General features: G+C 39.3%; 18 protein-coding genes and 3 pseudogenes. 13 read left to right on the top strand and 8 right to left on the bottom strand.

The genetic code is table 11. The features are described from left to right. Positions 1–69: 69 nt before the first annotated feature. The 4 genes and pseudogenes from PN838_RS09950 (at position 70) to PN838_RS09935 (ending at position 4,608) form a co-directional block, all read left to right on the top strand. Positions 70–1,714, top strand: a pseudogene (locus PN838_RS09950) (ABC transporter permease). Between the two features lie 130 nt (positions 1,715–1,844). Continuing rightward, positions 1,845–2,801 carry an ABC transporter ATP-binding protein gene (locus PN838_RS09945; RefSeq protein WP_272180571.1) on the top strand — a complete coding sequence of 319 codons (957 nt, stop codon included), beginning with the start codon at positions 1,845–1,847 and terminating at the stop codon, positions 2,799–2,801. A gap of 192 nt (positions 2,802–2,993) precedes the next feature. Further along, a complete protein-coding gene (gene glnK, locus PN838_RS09940) occupies positions 2,994–3,332 on the top strand; it encodes a P-II family nitrogen regulator (RefSeq protein WP_215963908.1) in 339 nt (112 codons plus the stop codon). 11 nt (positions 3,333–3,343) lie between these two features. After that, positions 3,344–4,608, top strand: a pseudogene (locus tag PN838_RS09935) (ammonium transporter). Between the two features lie 596 nt (positions 4,609–5,204). Here PN838_RS09935 and PN838_RS09930 read toward each other — a convergent pair. The 5 genes from PN838_RS09930 to PN838_RS27210 form a co-directional block, all read right to left on the bottom strand. Further along, on the bottom strand, positions 5,205–6,113 hold the full coding sequence (locus PN838_RS09930; protein ID WP_272180570.1) for a phosphatase PAP2 family protein: 909 nt from the start codon (positions 6,111–6,113) through the stop codon (positions 5,205–5,207). A 2-nt stretch (positions 6,114–6,115) separates the two neighbouring features. Next, positions 6,116–7,159, bottom strand: coding sequence for a glycosyltransferase family protein (locus tag PN838_RS09925; protein WP_272180569.1), 1,044 nt, complete (start codon positions 7,157–7,159; stop codon positions 6,116–6,118). Then, positions 7,126–7,692: an ArnT family glycosyltransferase gene (locus PN838_RS09920; protein ID WP_272180568.1), complete on the bottom strand. Its 567-nt coding sequence runs from the start codon at positions 7,690–7,692 to the stop codon at positions 7,126–7,128. The genes PN838_RS09925 and PN838_RS09920 overlap by 34 nt, the downstream gene beginning before the upstream one ends. An 88-nt stretch (positions 7,693–7,780) precedes the next feature. Beyond that, positions 7,781–8,896, bottom strand: a complete 1,116-nt coding sequence (locus PN838_RS09915; RefSeq protein WP_272180567.1) for a glycosyltransferase family 2 protein — start codon at positions 8,894–8,896, stop codon at positions 7,781–7,783. Positions 8,897–9,413: 517 nt separating this feature from the next. Next, on the bottom strand, positions 9,414–9,887 hold the full coding sequence (locus tag PN838_RS27210) for a lysylphosphatidylglycerol synthase domain-containing protein (RefSeq protein ID WP_370661104.1): 474 nt from the start codon (positions 9,885–9,887) through the stop codon (positions 9,414–9,416). A gap of 440 nt (positions 9,888–10,327) precedes the next feature. Between PN838_RS27210 and PN838_RS09905 the strand changes: the two genes are divergently transcribed. The 5 genes from PN838_RS09905 to PN838_RS09885 all read left to right on the top strand — a co-directional run bounded on the left by PN838_RS09905 (position 10,328) and on the right by PN838_RS09885 (position 14,370). Then, positions 10,328–11,509, top strand: coding sequence for a PDC sensor domain-containing protein (locus PN838_RS09905; RefSeq protein ID WP_272180565.1), 1,182 nt, complete (start codon positions 10,328–10,330; stop codon positions 11,507–11,509). 38 nt (positions 11,510–11,547) lie between these two features. After that, complete coding sequence (locus PN838_RS09900) at positions 11,548–13,089, top strand: ATP-binding protein (protein WP_272180564.1); 1,542 nt, start codon at positions 11,548–11,550, stop codon at positions 13,087–13,089. Between the two features lie 86 nt (positions 13,090–13,175). Beyond that, a complete protein-coding gene (locus tag PN838_RS09895) occupies positions 13,176–13,670 on the top strand; it encodes an SIMPL domain-containing protein (RefSeq protein WP_272180563.1) in 495 nt (164 codons plus the stop codon). Positions 13,671–13,693: 23 nt separating this feature from the next. Then, positions 13,694–13,924, top strand: a complete 231-nt coding sequence (locus PN838_RS09890; RefSeq protein ID WP_272180562.1) for a hypothetical protein — start codon at positions 13,694–13,696, stop codon at positions 13,922–13,924. Between the two features lie 140 nt (positions 13,925–14,064). Further along, positions 14,065–14,370, top strand: a complete 306-nt coding sequence (locus PN838_RS09885) for a helix-turn-helix domain-containing protein (RefSeq protein ID WP_272180561.1) — start codon at positions 14,065–14,067, stop codon at positions 14,368–14,370. A gap of 169 nt (positions 14,371–14,539) precedes the next feature. On the opposite strand, the gene PN838_RS09880 is transcribed toward PN838_RS09885, so the two are convergent. The 3 genes and pseudogenes from PN838_RS09880 to PN838_RS26310 all read right to left on the bottom strand — a co-directional run bounded on the left by PN838_RS09880 (position 14,540) and on the right by PN838_RS26310 (position 16,256). Then, positions 14,540–14,890, bottom strand: a complete 351-nt coding sequence (locus tag PN838_RS09880) for a RidA family protein (RefSeq protein ID WP_272180560.1) — start codon at positions 14,888–14,890, stop codon at positions 14,540–14,542. A gap of 158 nt (positions 14,891–15,048) precedes the next feature. Beyond that, positions 15,049–15,767 (bottom strand): annotated as a pseudogene (locus PN838_RS09875) (pseudouridine synthase). A gap of 105 nt (positions 15,768–15,872) precedes the next feature. Beyond that, positions 15,873–16,256: a 2OG-Fe(II) oxygenase gene (locus tag PN838_RS26310; RefSeq protein WP_334313336.1), complete on the bottom strand. Its 384-nt coding sequence runs from the start codon at positions 16,254–16,256 to the stop codon at positions 15,873–15,875. A gap of 637 nt (positions 16,257–16,893) precedes the next feature. On the opposite strand from PN838_RS26310, the gene PN838_RS09865 reads away from it, so the two are divergent. The 4 genes from PN838_RS09865 (at position 16,894) to PN838_RS09850 (ending at position 20,583) form a co-directional block, all read left to right on the top strand. After that, entirely contained in the window at positions 16,894–17,223 is a 330-nt protein-coding gene (locus tag PN838_RS09865; RefSeq protein WP_272180559.1) for a DUF1993 family protein, read from the top strand. Positions 17,224–17,446: 223 nt separating this feature from the next. After that, the gene (locus PN838_RS09860; protein WP_272180558.1) at positions 17,447–18,151 is read left to right on the top strand and encodes a LamG domain-containing protein; all 705 of its coding nucleotides are present in this window, start codon (positions 17,447–17,449) and stop codon (positions 18,149–18,151) included. Between the two features lie 2 nt (positions 18,152–18,153). After that, positions 18,154–18,567: a glycoside hydrolase family 16 protein gene (locus PN838_RS09855; RefSeq protein ID WP_272180557.1), complete on the top strand. Its 414-nt coding sequence runs from the start codon at positions 18,154–18,156 to the stop codon at positions 18,565–18,567. 585 nt (positions 18,568–19,152) lie between these two features. Beyond that, positions 19,153–20,583: a TonB-dependent receptor plug domain-containing protein gene (locus PN838_RS09850; RefSeq protein WP_272180556.1), complete on the top strand. Its 1,431-nt coding sequence runs from the start codon at positions 19,153–19,155 to the stop codon at positions 20,581–20,583. Positions 20,584–20,696: the final 113 nt, after the last annotated feature.

Genomic DNA, 20,696 nt, shown 5'->3' with positions numbered 1-20,696 from the left:
GGTAGTGAGGCCGTTGCGGAAACGTTGCCTCAGCCACAAAAAATAACAGAACATGCAAAAGGCAGCCGATTGGCTGCCTTAGTCGTTTCTATTTTCAGAACACTCTCTAAAGTTCATTTAGGTGGGTTGCTTCTCGCTGTTTTATTATCAACGCCTTTGTTCGCTTTGTTTTACGAGGCCATTGTTGGTGAAGGTGAAAGTTTTGAGTATATAAAGCAAACTGTTCTAGGCGACTATATTGTAAATACTTTAATATTGGTGTTTTCAGTAGGTTTTTAGCCCTGTTAATAGGTGTGCCCTTAGCTTGGTTAATGTCTGTTTGTGAATTTAAAGGCAAATCGTTTTTTAAATGGGCGCTTGTTTTGCCCTTAGCTATGCCAGCTTATTTAGTGGCTTATACCTATACTGATTTGCTCGACTACGCGGGACCAATTCAAATAGCGTTAAGAAGTTGGTTCGGCTGGCAATCACCAAATGACTATTGGTTTTTTGATATCCGCAGTATTGAAGGTGCGTCACTGATGCTGGCTTTAGTGCTGTACCCTTATATTTATTTAATGGTCCGTGCTAGTTTTTGGAACAAAATGCCGCGTTAACTCATGCCGCTAGAACGCTGGGACAATCGCCACTCCGCTGCTTCTTTAAAGTTTCTTTACCAGTAGCCCGAAATGCCATTATCGCTAGTGTTGCTCTGGTAATGATGGAAAGTATGGCGGATTTTGCAACAGTTCATTATTTTGCGGTAAGTACATTAACTACAGCCGTTTATGACACTTGGTTAGGGCATTATGATTTAGGCTCGGCGGCAAAGTTATCGTCAATTATGGTGCTCGGTATGTTTATGCTTTTGTACGTTGAACGACTACAGAACGGTAAAAAACAAACCGGCGCAGATGCTAAGGTTAGTCAACAAAAGTTAATGTATCAGCTTTCAACTAAACAGAGCATTATAGCCTTTTGTTTTTGCAGTCTAATTTTAATCATCGCATTTGTTGTTCCCGCCGCGGTCCTAGTTGGGTATGCACTCGATTACTATGCAGAATCCTTAGTCAACGGGGATCATGACTTATGCGTTTAATAGTATTTTGATTGCTGCGATTGCCGCGATCGCCGCGCTTGCTTTGTCGGTAGTATTAAACTTTATTTTACGTTGTCGCCCATATCCGGCTCAAAAGTTTAGTTTAAAACTTGCGAGCACAGGTTATGCAATTATAGGTACGGTTATGGCGATAGGTGTGCTTATTCCATTGAGCTTTTAGATACGAGCATCAATGAAATTGCGGAGTCGTTCGGAATGCAGAGGCTAGGTTTATTGTTAAGTGGCTCTATTATCGCCATTATACTTGCTCATTTGGTTCGATTTGTTGCTATCGCAAATAAAAGCGTAGAAGCCAGTTACATGAAAATTAGCCCGTCACTAGACATGGTGTCTAAAACAATGGGGCAAGGTGGTGTGAAATTATTATCGAAAGTTCATCTGCCGCTAATTCGTAAAAGCGCATTAGTTGCGTCATTGTTGATCTTCGTTGAAAGTATGAAAGAGCTGCCAGCAGCGCTATTGCTTAGGCCATTTGATTTTCAAACTCTACCAACCTATGTCTATCAATTTGCGAGTGACGAGCAGCTTGAAATAGCTGCTTTAGGGGCCATTTTAATTGTTCTTGTTGGACTCGTTCCGTTAATTTTATTAAATCGTTCTATCGACTCTCATTAGCAAAATGGTTTTGAGTTAACACGTAGTTGGAAATGTCATGTCAGTTTTAAACATTCAAAATCTCGAAGTAAGTTACCAGAACCAACCTGTCATTAAAAAATTGAACCTGCAAATTGAGTAAGGTGAAATCGTGGCATTATTTGGTCCTTCAGGCGGCGGCAAGAGTACCGTTCTTAAAGCCGTTGCAGGACTGCTTGAAGACGTTTCAGGGACGGTAAATATTGGCGATACATTAGTACTAAGTGACAAACTCAACTTGCCAACGGAAAAGCGCAATGTCGGTCTGATATTTCAAGACTACGCGTTGTTTCCGCATTTAACCGTTGAAGAAAATGTTGCGTTTGGGTTAGGTCATTTACCTAAAGAAGAACGCTTAGAGCGCGTAACAGAAATGCTGGCGCTTATTAAATTATCCTCAAGCCGCGGTAAATACCCTCATCAGCTGTCAGGTGGACAGCAACAAAGAATCGCCATCGTTCGAGCGCTTGCCTGTAAACCAAATATTTTGTTGTTCGATGAAGCATTTTCCAACATCGACCCGCAGTTTAGGTTCGAGTTGATTGCCGATATTAGAACCTTGCTTAAAGACCAAAATACCTCCGCGCTTTTTGTTACACATAACCAAGATGAAGCTTTTGCTTTTTGTGATCGTATTGCGGTATTAAACGAAGGACAAATAGAACAAATAGATACAGCCGAACGTTTATTTAACTATCCTAAAACACGGTTTGTCGCAGAGTTTTTAGGGGAAGGGCTATGGCTTAGAACGCAAGTAGCGTCTGCGCATAGGTTATCGTCAGAACTTGGCGAAATAGCTTATTGCGGTGAATCATCAATAGAATCTATGGTTGGACAATATGTTGATATCTACCTGCGACCACATCATTTACGTTTAGAATTTAGCCTAGATTCAAAAATAAAAGTAACGAAAGAACGATTTGTTGGCCAGTACTTTGAGTCGACTATCGAATGGTTTGGGCAGTCTATTAAAGTCCGAACTGTGTATTCTTTTCTCGATAAAACCGTAAAAATCAAGGTGGATACAAACGTATCTGCGGTCTTTTTAGAACACCCTAGTGCCCCTTAAAAACGCATAAATTTCTAATCCTATTCCTGCACCAAATTGACATTGCTAAACGCCCCATATTGGGGCGTTTTTTGTTATCTAGTTAATGAAAAAACCAAAAACTTCTTTTATATCAATTATTTAAACTTGTGGCACTGATCTTTCTTAATACAATGCGATAAAATAATAAACAAAAATATAAAGGAAACAACAATGAAACTGGTCACTGCCATAATCAAGCCATTTAAACTTGATGATGTACGCGAAGCCATCAGTGAAGTAGGCGTAGAAGGTCTTACTGTTACTGAAGTTAAAGGTTTCGGTCGTCAGAAGGGTCACACTGAATTATACCGCGGCGCGGAATATCAAGTCGACTTCTTACCTAAAGTTAAATTAGAAATCGCAACTTCAGACGAAAACGCTGAGCGTTTAGTTGAAGTTATCGCAGAAGCTGCCAACACCGGAAAAATTGGTGACGGTAAAATATTTGTATCAGAGTTAGTTCAAGCTGTACGTATTCGTACTGGTGAAACTGACGGCGAAGCGATTTAAGGAGTCGGATCATGGAACAAAATATATTTCACTTACAATATGCTATGGACACATTCTATTTCTTAGTTTGTGGTGCTTTAGTCATGTGGATGGCTGCTGGTTTCTCAATGTTAGAAGCTGGTTTGGTTCGTTCGAAAAACACAACAGAAATTTTAACAAAGAACGTTGCGCTATTTGCAATCTCTTGCATCATGTATTTAGTTTGCGGTTACGCAATCATGTATGACGGCGGTATCTTCTTATCGGGTATCGAAAGCGTTGACGTTGATGCGACATTAGGCGAATTTGCTGCACGTGAAGACGGTTTTGTTGGTGGCTCTATCTACTCTGGTGCTTCTGACTTCTTCTTCCAAGTTGTGTTTGTTGCAACTGCTATGTCAATCGTATCTGGTGCGGTTGCAGAGCGTATGAAACTTTGGGCATTCTTAGCATTCGCAGTTGTAATGACTGGTTTCATCTACCCAATGGAAGGTTCATGGACTTGGGGTGGACAAGAAGTATTTGGTCTTTACTCTCTGACTATGGTTGACTTCGCAGGTTCTGGTATCGTTCATATGGCCGGTGCAGCTGCTGCTCTTTCAGGTGTATTATTACTAGGCGCTCGTAAAGGTAAATACACTAAAGAAGGTAAAGTTAACGCAATCCCATAGGTGCGAACATGCCAATGGCAACATTAGGTACATTCATCTTGTGGATGGGTTGGTTTGGCTTTAACGGTGGTTCAGTTCTTAAACTTGGCGATATCGGTAGTGCAAACTCTGTTGCGGTTGTTTTCTTAAACACTAATGCCGCGGCTGCTGGTGGTGCGATTGCTGCTCTAGTTCTAGCTGCTATCTTATTCAAGAAAGCTGACCTTACAATGGCACTTAACGGCGCGTTGGCTGGTCTAGTAACAATTACTGCTGAGCCTTCAACTCCTACACCATTACAAGCAACATTGTTTGGTGCTTTAGGCGGTATCTTAGTTGTTATCTCAATCACGTCGTTAGACAAAGTTAAGATTGATGATCCAGTTGGTGCGATTTCTGTTCACGGTGTTGTTGGTCTACTAGGTCTTCTATTAGTTCCAATTACAAATGGCGACGCAACTCTAGGTGGTCAAATCATCGGTGCAGCAACTATCTTCGGATGGGTATTCGTAACTAGCTTCATCGTTTGGTTCGCACTTAAAGCTGTGATGGGCATCCGTGTTACTGAAGAGCAAGAATACGAAGGTGTTGACCGCTCTGAATGTGGTATCGAAGCTTACCCTGAGTTTGTTGGTTCTTCGAAGTAACATTTGAAACTACACAAACTAAGATTTAATAAAGGAATGAAAAATAGGAACTAAATGGATTTAGGTAACATGGAAGTTACAGTTCCTAGCGGCGATATAAACAGAGTCGCATAGTAAATCTTTATCAAAGCCCACTCATTGAGTGGGCTTTTTGTATCTAGCCCTCACCATATTTGAGCTCTAAGTGGAGTTTCATGCTGATTAGAAACGGGATATAACACCCTGTTTGATATCTCCAAATGTTCAACACTAATTTAATTATTGACCCACCGTCATTTTAATTCACTGGTTTTCAACATGTTTTTTAGTATCTCAAATTGGGATATTGGGAAATTATTAATTTTATATTTGACACAAATAAAGACTTAGAAAAAACCGTTGGGCATTCTAGTTTCAGGAAAGCGCTGGCATTTCAATTTGATTAGTCCCAAATTTGCTGGCGCTTTCCTACCATTAACAGAGTCCCTTACTGGCAACACAACTGTAAATAACCGTTTGTCAGCAATGAAAAGAGTAATTCAAACAGCACTTGCTATTTAGCCGGCCTATTTGAGTAACTGATACCAAAACCTATAATATCTACAAATGAGCCAATATTAGTTATTTCGTTTTATTTTATGCATTTTATGTAACAAGTGAGTACTTGCTAGTGTTTTAGTTATGACGTTGTTTAATCCGTAATCTTTAATCACAACAAACAAAGTGAACCAAGCTAAGAGCTTTGCAAAATCAGCTGCGAGTGGATAGCCCCCATCATGTTGAAATAAACTTAAGCCTGCCGCGAATAGTAAGGTCAGCAGGAGCAAATGAATAACGAGGTTAAATCCAATAGTGAATCGCTGACATATCGTCACAGCTAAAACGGTAGAAATGAGGCCTAGTGCAGACCCGATTAAAATGTCAATTGGCCAATGAGCGCCGACAAGTACCCGACTTAGAGAGATTGTCATACCAAATAACAATAGCCAAAGCTGTGTTTGTTTTCGGCTCGAAAAGTACATCAAGGTAGCGACAAAAACAAATATGGTTAACGAGTGGCCTGACGGAAAGCTACCGAGATAAACCGGCTTTCCAATAATATAAAACTCAGTTGACGCTAGTACAGATGCGGGCCGCAACATAGCAAAGTAGTCTTTCATTCCATGGCTTATCATCATGCCAATTATGGCGGCAACAAATACAACCCACAAAGTTGCTGGGTTCTTACGTGCAAAAAATAGCATCAAAGCCAATGCGACGGTGGAATCTCCTAAAAAGGTTATTATTTGCAACAAACTTTCAGGTAAATACCCAGACACATTATTGATGGTTTGAAACCCTGTATGGTAGCCATTTGACGCAAATAAAATGGCGGAGATGGCAATAAAAACTATTGCAGTATGGAGCAACGAAAGTAACTTTTTCGATTGAAAATTGAGAATGAACAAGCGCTTTGAAACGGCAAGTTCCTGACGTAATTGGGCAAATTTCAGATTAGAAATAATTTGTTGAAATAACGAGGTCATGATTACTTCTTATCGCCGAGTGGCATTGGTTGTCGGGACTTAAATTTGGAAAACAGTGTTGTCGATACGGCTGATGTCGACATCCTAAAAGCTGACTGAGCAAAGTTAATATCAACTAAAACAATACCGCCTTGCTTAAAAACAACCTGAAGCTCAGCGACAGGAGTTAAATCGGCTATGGCGAGTTTAAGCTCGGCAATTTTGTCTATTTTAGTAAACACCCGATCGCCAATTTGTGGTAAGCGAGTCGGAGTGACTTGCTCTCGATAAACACTAAAACTCGGCATTCTTATTTGATACGCAATTATGGGTTTGTTTTGAGGGTTTTTATGTAACGCAGCGTTATAAACTGGAAGTTGCTGCAAACCGGCAATAGCTTCGATCAGTAGGGTGAAAACAAAAATAGATTGAATAACACCAACATAGATGGTTCGATTTGCCATCGAATCTTTAATTAAAAACGTTAAAGATAATGCGAGGCCAAGCAAAATACCGCTGCATACTAAATATCGAACATTAAAAAACTGGTCGTACTGTTTTAGCAGCGCCATGTCGTAAGACAAATTGTCAGTGACAAAATACGGAAACAGTAGCGGCAATATCGCACATATAAAAATAAATATTAGAGGGAACGCCAATCCCGCTATGTGACGTAACAGCTCGGTACGATGGTGAGCGATAATTAAAACAATCCCTAGCAAACCATACAACACATAATGGGGAAGCTGAGTTTTTGACAGCGAAACAAGGGTCAAAACGACTAAAAACCAGATCAGCAAAAATTGTTCTAATGGCTTTTTCCAGTACGTTTTAATTCGATATATTAACGCAAACAGGGCGCTGGAAAACGGCAATAAAATAACAGGCAACAAGATAAGATAGTAATATAGTTGGCCGCCATGCTGTTCTTTGGTTTGGCTAAATCGATTGAGGTTGTGCTCAAAAATAAAACCATGGAAAAAGCCCAGTCCTTGCTCTTGATAAACCATAATTAACCAAGGACTCACCACAACTAGCAATACGATCCAACCCAATGGGTTAACCAAAGCACGAAAAATAAAGTCAACTTTCCCTGTAAGGCAAAAGCTATTACACCAGTTAACAAAGGAATGAGTACCGCGACAGGGCCTTTTGTTAATAATCCTAACGCCATCCAAAAATAAACAGAAAGTAATAAAATACGACTAGGGTTTTGGCTAAATCGCCACATATTAAATAGGGTAAGTGACACAAAAAGATTTAGCCAAGCGTCAGCTGTGCCTGCTCTTGCAATGATCATCACCCACAATATTAAACTCATCGCGGCGACAAAATAGCGTGCACTCGATTCATCCCATTGCTCTTTTGCAAAGCGATATCCAGCCAGCAGCCATAAAGAACCTGCCAAAGCTGAAGGCAATCTAACGGCCCATTCATTTAAGCCAAAGATGGATATTGATATCGCCTGCATCCAGTAACTGAATATTGGTTTATCGTACCGTGGTTGTCCGTCTAAATACGTCGCAGAAAAATTGCTTGTTACCAGCATTTCCCGTGTTGCTTCGGCAAACGCGCCTTCATCAAGGTCAAATAACGGCACCCCACCAAGGTTGAGAAAAACGCAATAAATACCACGAGTAGCAAAAATATCGGGTTTTGAACGAGGTCAAATTTAACTTTGAACATAGTTAACATGTGCCTGTTTTTACTTCATTTGAGCTGTTCGTCGATGTATCGAGTTGGCTGCGGCTCGGTGCTGACCAGCATGCATCGGCCGGCACGACTACTGAGTTTCTAATGCTGTACCCTTTGGTATTGGTCGATTGGAATAAAACGCGAGACATGATTTCGGCTAATACGCCTGTTGTTAACATCTGTAGCGCTGCTATTAAGAAGAGGATCCCGATGAAAAACATTGGGCGACCGCCGATGTCTTCGCCTAATATAAATTTTAGACCGGCGAGATAACTCATGATTAGCCCACCAATGGTAAGTAATGTCAGGCCTACATAGCCAAAAAAGTGACCGGGACGTGCTGCAAATTTAATAAAAAATGACACGGATAATAGGTCGAGTAATACTCTAAATGTTCGAGATAACCCATATTTTGATTCACCAAATTGACGACTATGATGAGTCACTTGAGTTTCCCCAATGCGCGAAGGTTTTGTCACCGACGCAACCTGAGCCGGAATAAAACGATGCATTTCGCCAAATAATCTAATCTGTTTAATCACGCCTGCACGATAGACTTTAAGGCTACAGCCATAATCTTTGAGTTTAACGCCGGTGATCTTAGCGATAAGTTTATTGGCTATTTTTGAAGGTAGTTTTCGCAGTAACCAATTGTCTTTTCTGGCTTTACGCCAGCCTTGCAACATATCTAAATTACGTTCTTGTAACTCACTTACCATGCGCGGAATATCAGCAGGATCGTTTTGAAGGTCGCCATCCATGGTTACGATGATGTCGCCACGAGCCACGTCGATACCCGCTTGCATAGCAGCGGTTTGGCCAAAATTTCGTTGCAATTCCACTATTCTAAAATGTTCACCAAATTGCTTATTTGCGCTGTGTAATTCACTGAGTGTTGCATCTGGGCTGCCATCGTCGACGCAAATAACTTCCCAGTTAAACTGTGTTGGGCCCAGTGCATTTTGGATCCGAGTAAATAGGGGATGGATGTTGTCCTGCTCTTTATACAATGGCACAACAAGCGACAGGTTTATTTTAGATGTTGGAGACACATGTGAGCTCGAGTTCGAGCTTGTCGTTGGTTGAGCATTGGTGGCATGAGAGGTCATGTTAATTCCGTTGACTGCTGTTATTTGCAACAAATCTATGAAATTAACGTGACATTAAGTTGAACGGGAAGTTAACAACAGTTGAACCTCAAATGACAATTTGGTGACATTAAGAGCTGCGTTGAAATCTTAAACCTTCGGTTTTTATTTGGCCGTTTTTAATGTCGTAGGCACCATTAGGTGTAAGCAATAACCAATGAATGTTGCTAAGGTTGCCACAAAGATTAGATAAAGGTGTAACTGAACAGCGGCCTGTAATAATGCGTCAGTCGTCGCTCCAGTTTGCAACCCACCCAATACAAAAGCCCCTCAAAGGTGCCGGTGCCAGCAAACCCATGTATCGGCAAAATGGAAGATAGGTCGGCAATAATGATACTCATCAGTGCATCAAAAGCAGGTAAACCACTGGCGAATATACAAAACAACACAAAGGCCAGCAGTTTAAGGGCCCAAATGCCCCATGTTGTAATGGAAATTAACGCGAGCTGATGTTGGTTACCACTCAGTTGTTCTAGGGCTAAAGCAACTCTTTGGCCAACTGAAAATTGCGTTTTTTTAATGTAACGGAAATTAAAGAGAGTAAATACGGTGCTGCCCAGAACATGAGTGTAATGACCACTAAGCAAGGAATAAACATCATAGGCACTGTGACTAAACAAAGCGTCAGGACAAATATACTCAATAAAACAGCGAGATCGAGTAGCCTAAACAACAGTAAATGACTACTTGATGTGACGTAATCGATTGCAAAATGTTGTTTTATTAACAGTGGAAAGCTTGCTTCTCCTAGACGCATCGGCATCAATATGTTCCATAAATTATGGCTAGTGGTGATGTAAAAAACAGTGACCGACGCGTTGCTAGGCAGTTGTAAACTCCAACGAATTCGCCACATTCTTAATACGTAGTTGAGAATGCTCAAGGCAACTAACCCGCTAAGAGTTTGTAACGGGATATCCGCTAAACTGACAATAATTGTTCGCCAGCCAATATTTTTTTCAGTGATATATATTGTGGCAATAAAAATTAGAAAAGAGGCTAGGTAAAATAATATTTTTTCATAACAACAGAGTTTACCTAGAGCCTTTTACATTATTGTGACAGTTTACCAGCCGTTTCTAATAACTCTTTACTAATACTTAAATCGTGTTTTTCTTAGATATTACTTAACTACAATATCGAACTAAACGTAAACATAAAGAGTCAATTACTCCCAATTGCACAAACCAATTTGTTAAGTTGCTTGCAGTCATAATAAATTCATTTAATTTACCTTTTGTCGTGAAATTTATTAGGCAAAAAGTGGCAATTAAATTTGTCGAGTAAAGTAATAATGGTTATGGTGTAGAGTAACTTTGCAAAGGCTGTATTTTATTTGTGTTAGAAACTATAAAATTTGGAAATCTCTCGGCGTTAAAAAAGCTACTTATAGTGAGCCTAATAATTTTCGCCGCACTCGCTAATTACTTCCCTTTACCATTGTTTTCTGGTGCGTCACTGATCTTTGGAAACGTCATTGCGGTGGCGTTGACTATAGTATTTGGCGGCGTAATTGGAATTATCACATCCGTCGTTGCTTCCTGTGTGACTTACCTCAATTGGGGACATTTTTTGGTTGTCCCGCCATTTTTATTTGAAGTATTAGTTGTCTATTACTGCGTTCGTAAGTCTAAGTCTCCACTCACTTGGGGCGGGATTTACTGGATTACATTTGGGGCAGCGACCGTCGCATTTTTGTTTTTTAGTTTCACAGATTATCTTTACATTACTAAGGTCGCAATTGTCATCAAGTTCGTTGTAAACGGCGTCATAAACTTACTTATTGGTTTTGCGTTAGCCCATGGTTTAAGTATTTGGATAAAAGGTCGAGTATTACGACCTTTACGTTTAAGCTCGTTCATTTCTTTAAGTGTTATTTATTCGGTTACTTTTGCTGTATTTGCAAATGCTTATTTTTGGCTAAATCAAACTCAAAATGAAAAATTAAGCGAATTGCAAACACAACTCTCGTTAGAATCTGAGCATGTTGCAGCGCAGGTGAGAAGATACTTTTCCAGCGGCAAGCGTAGTTTGCAAATTTTAGCAAAAACCCATGACGACAATTCTACCGACGTACAAAACAGTCGACTGCAAATAGTCGCAGAGCAACATCCTGATTTTTTAACGATGTTAGCGACGGATAAATTAGGCAACATTATCGCGGCTTATCCCTCCTATTTAATGGATGGTGTCGGGCAGAATACAAATGTTAGCCACAGAGATTATTTTATCGATGCAAAATTACAATCTAGGCCAGTTATTTCAGACGTATTTATCGGCACGGGTTTTGGGAACGATACGATTGTCGCTCTGTCGGTGCCGATTATCAAAAACGACAGCTTTGCTGGGATCTATGAGGCATCGTTAGATCTGTCAATTTTTGCTGACTTTGACCGTCGACGCATCGACGAAAGCCAAACAATGATTGTACTAGATGACAAAAATAAAGTGGTTTTCAGTTCCAGTCCTTTGCAACTTGAGTTGTTACAGGACATGTCTAATTCGTTAATGTTTAAGCACATTGCCGATCCAAAAATTATTACTTCAAAGATGAACTCGGCGATTACCTTATAGTTGAGAGTTCAACCGTTGAAGATACGGGGTGGCAAATTATGGTGCTATTACCTCGAAACCTCTACGAACAACATATTTCTAAGATGGCTGTTGGGTCACTTTCGATCTTAGGAATATTTATCATTGCTTTATATTTCATCATGTTAACAGTGGCTAGAAAAGTCAGTAGACCAATAATGGAATTGACCAAGACAGTGGCTAGTGCTTCCGAAAACAAAAATTTTGAACAGATGAAACTTGATATTAAATCGTCTTTTATTACCGAATTTAATCAGATGATCCCAATTATTCAGCGTTTTTCAGAAACGTTAGGGGACACCTTAAATAAAGTCCGATTGGCGACACTCGAAACTCAGTCGGCGAATCAGCAGTTGGCTGTTTTGAATAAAAACTTAACAAAAATAGTCGCAGATAAAACCCATGAATTAGAAATTGCGCTCTATGAGGCGAATCACGCAAATAAGGCAAAATCAAAGTTCTTGGCCAATATGAGTCATGAAATCCGAACGCCAATGAACGGCGTATTGGGGATGTTGGAATTGCTGACGTTTACCGATCTTGATGAAGGGCAAAAACATAAAGTCGATATAGCCCAAACCAGTGCTAAAGCGCTTTTAAGTTTAATCAACGATATTTTAGATTTATCGAAACTTGATGCTGGGAAAGTCTCGTTTGAAAAAATGGATTTTGCGCTAAGTGCGCTCGTTGCAGAAGTTGCTTCTACGCAAAAATACTTGTTGGAAGGTAATGGTGTTGAATTGGTTCTTGATTTTGATCAAGCTGATCCGTTATGGAGCGTCGGTGACCCAATGCGAGTTAGGCAGGTACTTACTAATTTGCTTTCAAACGCGATTAAATTTACAAGCCAAGGTGAAATCCGAATTAGTTTAAAAACTGAGGTGACAGGCCAAGTTCGAAAAGTTGAATTATCTGTATTAGATACTGGAATAGGTATCGACGACAGAAAAATTGCCTCATTATTCAGTGCCTTTACTCAAGCAGATGAATCGACAACACGAAAGTACGGTGGAACTGGATTGGGATTATCCATATCTAAACAGTTGTGTGGGCTAATGGGAGGTGATCTCAAAGTGACGAGCACTGTTGGAGAGGGCAGCAACTTTGTCGCCTCTTTTGTATTCCCAGTTGGTAAAGAGAAAATCAAAGCCGCTCCGATTAAAGTTCAAAGTTCGGATATTGAACTCTCAGGGTTAAACATCCTCTTAGTTGAAGATAACAAGATTAATCAGCTCGTTGCGCAAAATCTGTTGACCAACCTTGGTTGTATTGTAACCGTTGCTAACAACGGACTTGAGGCATTAGACGCCCTAAAAGATTTACGACGTGTTGATTTGGTGCTGATGGATTGTCAAATGCCTGAAATGGATGGGCTAGAAGCAACACAAATTATTAGAATTGGTGAAGTCTGCCCAGAAAACAAAAACATTCCAATTATTGCGTTAACCGCCAATGCAATGAAAGGTGATGAAGAGAAATGTTTGGCAGCGGGCATGAACGGTTTTATCGCTAAACCAATAGATACAGAAAAATTGAAATCAACAATTCAACAAGTTTTGTAGGCTATTTTTTTAATGGAGATGGTTACCTAAGCAATGCGCTTTGATAAGCAATTGCATTAATTTATTCATAAACAATGGAGTTGAATTTGAACAAATCAATATTAATACTCGCAGCTATTTTTTCTTTTAATGCATTGTCTGCACCTGAACTTAAAGGCAGCCCCGATGAATTAAAGCGATTTCTTCATCCTAGTGAAAATATCATTACGATAACAAGAACCGCCGAAGAAGTTGTGTTTAAGGACATTGCAATTATCAGCTTAGTGGCGACAACGGAAGATGATAAATTATCTGTAGCCTTAAACAAAAATTCTAAATTAAGAGCAAAAATTTCATCGGTGCTTACTAATGCCGGCATTGAATTGAAAAATATTAATAATTCTAAATTTTCAACGTCACCAGATTATGGCTGGTTTGGGGATAAACCTGACAGTTATAAAGTGAGCAACGTTATTGCCATTCGGATCAACTCAGAAAGCGCTATGGAAAGCATAGCAAAAGTGGTTGATCAAAATCGTGAAGTGACGCTATTAAAAACAGAATACGAACATTCAAAAAAGCAGAGTACATTGAAAAAGTAAAAGCTCAGGCTTTAGACAATGTATTGAAAGAAAAACAATTTTATTCAGAAAAACTTGGTATTAAGTTGGTTCCCATTAGCTTTAGTGACAACAATGCAAACCCTGAACACGATATAGAAGTTATCGAAGTAATGGCGTATCGACGTTCAAAAGAAAAAAGCAATTATTCGTCAGAGATAAATCCCATGTCTAAAGCCTCATTTGAAGAGCTGAAATACAAAGCCAAAGTATCTGTTAGTTTTAAGGTTGAATAATCAACAGCGCAATTGTTAGCGGCGTTTATCGAATTTAATGTCTGGTTGTCGTCGACAAAACAGCTTTTGTCGCCGTTTTGTCGTGTTTAATCACCTCAAAGACTGTCATAAATAGACATCAAACAGCACAAGGGAAACGGATGAGTATTCAACAGCGTCGATTGGGAAAAGGGTGGACTCAAGAAGAACTAGCCCTTCATTCAGGTTTAAGCGCTCGGACTATTCAACGAGTCGAGAGTGGAAAAAGTGTCGGTGCGGAATCTTTAAAGTGTCTTGCTGCTGTTTTTGAAACGTCAATTACAGGCTTAATTCAGGAGCAAAAGATGGACACGACAAAAAATTCAGAAACATCGGGGCCGGTAAAACTAAACACATTTGAAAAAGAAGCCATTAGGTTTGCTAAATCAATTTTTCAAACGCCGAAAAAGAACAAGCTGACCCACTAACTAAAATTGAGCGCAAGGCGATTGATTACGGTAAAAGTTTACTAAAGAAATTTAAACAATCGTAATAGATTTAGCAAAACGATAATTAAGTGATCCAATAGAAAATGCCGTATTTAAATAGATACGGCACTTTAGTTATTGCTTAACTTAACGCGTTTTGAACCTGTAATTATTTTTCAGCAGCTATTACCGATATTTCCACTAACAGTGCTTCGCGAGCCATATTTGCGGTTACACAAGCGCGTGCTGGTGCAAACCCAGTTGGCACCCAGTTATCCCAAACGTCGTTCATCGCCGCAAAGTCAGCCATGTCTTTGATGTAGATTGTTGCGGATAATATGTGCTCTCTATCACTCCCAGCATCAGCTAACAAGGTATCGACTTTATCCAACATTGTTTGTGTTTGTTCGGTGATGTCTTTGCTCGCGTCCGCACAGACTTGACCACATAGATAAATAGTCCCGTTATGTTTAACGATGCGGCTCATACGTTGTTTGGTTTCGATGCGTTCTATTGTCAAAGGAATGTCCTAGTGTTAAGAGTGTGTTGATTACGCCGATTAGAACAGAAAAATACAGTGGGCCAAAATAAGGTTCAATTTGACCTTATGGCGAATGGTTATAGTAGGTAAAGAAGCCAATGCAACAATTTTGAAATGTTCTACACCGTGATAATTATTTAGGGTTTTGAAATTTCACTGGTATCCGCTTCTTGCTGAAAATAATTGACTTCTGTTGGCGTCAAGTATCGCCATTGCCCTCTGGAATATCGAGTTCTAAGTTACCCACTTTTTCCCTATGTAATGTCACCACTTTATTTCTAACAGCAGCGAACATACGCTTAACTTGATGGTATTTACCTTCAGTAATCGTGAGTAATACTTCTTGGTCCGTGATCACTTCCAAAATTGCTGGACGCGTTGGCGTGTCTAAGCCATCCAACAAAACGCCATTTTGCAGTTGCTCGATTGCCTCTACCGTAATTGGATTGCGCAACGACACTCGATATCGTTTAGGGCAGTGTGTATCCGGGGAAATAATATTAAACGACCAACGGCCGTCATCGGTAATTAATACCAAGCCTGTGGTATCTCTATCTAAGCGGCCAGCAATGTGTAAGTTGTCTTTGTCGCTAATATCGACATGGTGAAATAGCGATGGATAACGTGCGTCGACGTTTGAACTGATAAAACCTGCAGGCTTATGCAACATCAAATACCGTGAAGCTCGTGGTGTTAATAACTCACCGTCTAACGTAATCATGTTGTTTTCATGAACTTGATAGGCTTCATGTATATCAACGACGTTGTTTACGACTACTCGTCCTTCTGTAACGGCTGTTCGCGCTTCTTCGCGGGTAAGTTGGGTACTTTTACATATAAAACGGTCAAGGCGCATAGGGGCATAGTGAGAAGCTTAAAGTAATAGGCATTATAAACGTTTATAAAATGCAGGTCTTGCTCTTATTGATAGAGCAACCTGCAATTTAGGAAGAGAAAACGCCTAAACTGGAGGGTCAACTTTATTAGCAATCGAGGTATTAACACGAAACCAACCGGCGATAGAAAATCGGTCACGTTTGGCTTTTAGAACTTCGTGTGGAAACTCTTCACTTAAAAATACCACTACAGTACCTAAACCGGGAATAACCTTAATGCCTTCGATGTCGTCGTCTGATTGATAAAGTACGAGTTCGCCGCCATCTTCGCTTTGCCATTGAGAATTCAAATAAACAACAATCGACAATACTCTATTTGCTTCTCCTCGAAATGCGTCGTAATGCTTTTTGTAAAAATCCCCAACTTGATAATGCGCAAAGTGGCTTTCAAATGAAAATAAGCCCAAAAAAGGCGTCGATTTAGAAACAATTGAAGTTGTTTTGACCATTCAAGCCATGCATTTCCCGCTTGGGTTTCTCCGGTAATCCAACAGATTTTATCTTTGCGAACAAAGTTATTTAATAAGGTATCTTGCTGACGGCCGATACTGGCTGCAGAAAATTTTTCATCTTGAATAGATTGCGCGTGTGCGACTAACAGATCACATAGCTCAGGCGACAAAATATTTGGATTAATACTAAACCCTTTTTGATAAATATCTTCGGCAATTTGTGCAAACAGATCCGTATTCGACGGCGTGTCAGAAGATAGTGAGGATAATTTTATCGCTTCCAATTTAGTATTTACCTAGTTGCAGAGTTTAATATTGAGTGATCTTATATAATTTCGAACTTTTACCACAAAAAGGGTAATTCACATACGATTATTTAATTTTATCTATATTGGCTAAAGTTCTTTAAATTACCTTAAACTGGCCCTATATATCACTCAAGTTGTGGTAACTGTCGATAAGCTGTCTTAAAGGCCCTTATTAAATTAATCTTGATGGAAAATACTATGTCAATCCAAAATATGTCTGCAATAAAAGCGATGTCGATTCGATTTTTCAACTTCGAATTACACCTGATATGTTGCCGTTTGGGACTCAAATAGCGTTTGTTTGCAATTAACCACGTCAGTTTTCCATGTGGTGTGCTGGGGAGGACGTAGACAGTTTTAATCCGGAAGTGACTTCAATGGCAACAGCTAAGGAGGTTATTCAAACAGCAAAAACGTTGGTTGAAAATATCACAGTGGACGATGCCCCCTTAGAGCAGGTTAAGCGCATTTCACTTGGTAAAAATATGGATATGGAGTTAGTGGGTACTTCCTATCTAAATGACTTTTTGGTCCCCAATTTATATTTCCACCTAACTACTGCGTATAATATTTTACGTTTAAACGGTGTCGATATAGGTAAAAAAGATTTCATGATCAACCTTGCTCCACACGTTCAACTTATCAAAGCCCCGTAACAAAATAATATATATCACTGTTATGGCCAGTCTTATCATCCATGGAAGCCTTAGTCATATTGTCGATTTTAAAGATAGATAGTCCTTAAACCTTCAATCCTTACCTTTTTGTAGATCACTCTTAGATACCTAGATGATACTTTGTTACGCTATTTCTTAAACTTCAAACGTAATATGTTTAATAACATATCAACTATGTTGCAATGCATAGTTAATTCAGCTTATGATGTGGCAACGTAATAATTTGTATGCTCAGTCAATAGGTCAACATAGAATGAATAACTTCACAGCATTTATCTTAATTTGCTCAACTCGTATTTTTGCAGGTGTGTTTACGAACAACATGCGTTGGTTCACCGTCTTGTCAAAATCTAAAGTAGTCTTTGTTGCATTGGTAAGTAGTTTGAGTATTGCCGGTTGTGCGATGAAATCGCCTAAGCCTGTATTACCTTTTTCCGACCCTGAAAATACAGGTAAATGGGTCTTAAACACTGAGGTCAGCGACGAATTTGAATCCCCTCAACTTGATGAAGACCGTTGGTACATTGTAGGTAAATTTGAAGACGGTGTGCCCGTTTACAAACACCCAGATAAGCCAAACAAAAAGGTATGGAAAGGTCGAGCGCCTTCACAATTTTCTGGTAAAAATTATCGTTTAGAAGACGGTAAATTAATATTAGAAACACGTTGGGAGCCGGACTTTCCATTTAGCGATAAAATTCACGTTCCTGTATTTGGTGATGCATTGCCCTACGAAAATCTAACAACGGCCTGCATTATTTCAAGGAAAGAGTTTAAATACGGTTACATCGAAATTAAAAGCAAAGCGGCAGATGCAGAAATCACTAGTGCATTTTGGGCGATGGGTGAAGGTTTAGAAATCGACTTTTTGAGCAGTTTGGTGACCATCGTGATCAAGCTAAATTAGAGTTGGATAAAGAGTTGTGGTGGTCGGTAAGAGACTGGAGTAAAAATTCAAAGCAGCGAGGGAAGCCAACTTATACTGAACACAAAGATTTAGGGTTTCGAGTTGCGGATGAGTTCCACGTTTATGGCTTTGAGTGGGATGAAAACGGCATTAAGTATTATGTCGATGGCAGGCTTCTTTCAACGGTAACGGCGGATGACGTTCGTAAGTGGGCACTGGAAAACCGAGATACCAATCCAGGATACGATGGTTGGGTAGCGACGAAACCTATTAGTTTATGGCTAGACCAAGAAACCTTTCCTTGGCACGGTATACCAGACAGTAAAGAAGATTTAGAACTTAACAGCCCAGAAGGTAAAAAGGACGACGGCATTGTCGACTTTGAAATCGAATATGTGCGTGTTTGGCAAAAATAATTGCCGTACTAAATTTTTTTATAGGGTCTTATACAACCAAGTATAGGACCTAGTTTTACATCGAATTACTAATTTAATCGCTTTTAGAATAGGTAATTTAATAAAGCCGAGCAAAGAAAAATGGGAATCTTGTAAAAATAAAAATTTGTTTTTTTGATACTGTATTTGCAATATCTTAGTCCTAAGAGTTTTCTTCATTTAGAGTCTTATATTTCCCACAATTGGTCCATTAAACTTTCATAATTTTATAGTCTAAAATTGTAAATTCTATTTAATATGAATTGACTATTTGAATATGATTGCCTTAGTTACTTTTTATCTTTTTAAACATAAAACTACCCCTTTTGTTAAGCGTTGTTTATATCGTTGTTTTTGTTATTTCTTTATATTTATTATGGATGTGCGTTATTTTTTTGTATTATGCTCTGGTGTTTGTATTGGCTTGTTGTGTATTGTTAAATACAAAAATACACTATAAAACTTGACGAAGTTCAGAAGCTGGGTTTAGTATTAGGTCAGCCCAATAAAATTATTTACTTTATAAATGGGCAATATAATAACAACTAATATCATCAGGGGTCTTTAATGAAATTATTAAAATATACCAAAACTACAATCTCTACCGCTGTCGCTACAGGTCTAATTGCAACTGCCGCTTCAATGAGTAGTTTTGCCTATGCAAACGAAACTGACAATAAAAACAAGAAAGCAGATGACCTCGAAGTCATTGAAGTGTACGGCACAATGCGAAAGAGCTTTGAGGGTGCTATTGGTGTTAAACGTACTGCTAATACCGTTGTAGATGCAATTACAGCAGAAGATATTGGTCAATTTTCAGATGATAGTATCGCTGGTGCTATTCAACGTATCCCTGGTGTTCAAGTAGAAACCGATGACTCTGGTACGCAGGGGGATCGGGTGTCTATTCGAGGTTTAGGTCCTCAATTTGTAAATTCAACAATTAATGGTCGACGTTTACTTTCATCTGGTACTGAAGCGAGTTCATTACGTCAAATGAATTTTAACGTATTTCCAGCCAATGTTTTAGGTAGTGTACAAGTGGCAAAGGGCCAAACCGCGGCAAGACCTGAAAGTGGATTAGCTGGTCAAATTGATTTACAGACTTTACGTCCATTAGACTTAAAAACACTAGATGAAAGTTCAACATTTGGTACAGTTTCGCTTGAAGGGCGTTATCAGGATGTTACTGAAGAAACAGGTTATCGTATTAACTCTATCGTGGGCATGCGGAACGAAGAAAGTACGCTAGGCGGCTATGTAGCACTTGTCTATGCAGATGAAAATAACGCCCGAGACCAAGTTCGTGTTAACTCGGCGTCTAGAAATATCCAACTTGATAATGACGGTGACAGAGTTGCTGATGAGACGGTAACAGGTGTCCGCGTACCAACGGCAATTACCATGAACCCAATCCGTGAAACACCAGAACGTCTAGCATTTGCAACAGGTATTCAATATAAACCAAATGAAGATTTAGATGTTAATTGGGATTTGATGTATTCAAAATATCAAAATGATTCACGTCGCCAAACACCGCAAATTCAAATGGGGCCTTCGTACGGATCTATATTTGATATGTCTGATGCGAGTAATCCGGGAATTATTATTGATGAGAATAATGTTGCTCAATATATTAATTATGGTCAATCAACCGGTGGTGGTGTTATTCGTTCGATTTTAAGACCGATGGTGTTTGATAATGAGACGGAAAATCTAATTACAGGTGTAAATGTTGATTATTACATATCGGATAAATTATCTTCGAATTTTGATTTATATTTTTCAAGTGTAAATTATTCACAGGATTTGCGTTTTTCTCAGATTAGAAAAAACTTTGATAAATCTCAATTTGTATATGACGCGACAGGTACTGTACCTCTTGTCGAAAGCAACATGAACGACATTGATGGTTATGCTTATTTTCAATCGATTATTCGTGAGATAGAGCTCGATGCTGAAAACTTCGGGGAACCGCTAAATTTAATTATGTATTAGATGACAGCGCAATCGCGTCAATTGATTTTGGCCTTCACTATGATGTCACCGACATTGATAAAGATTTTGGTAGCTTAGTGCAACTAAGAAACACCGAACAAGCTGCGGAATTA

It is taken from the genome of Psychrosphaera algicola, from assembly GCF_028401425.1.
Classification (GTDB): domain Bacteria; phylum Pseudomonadota; class Gammaproteobacteria; order Enterobacterales; family Alteromonadaceae; genus Psychrosphaera; species Psychrosphaera algicola.
The sequence above is the reverse complement of the archived record's forward strand: the minus strand, read 5'-3'. Positions and strand labels throughout refer to the sequence as shown.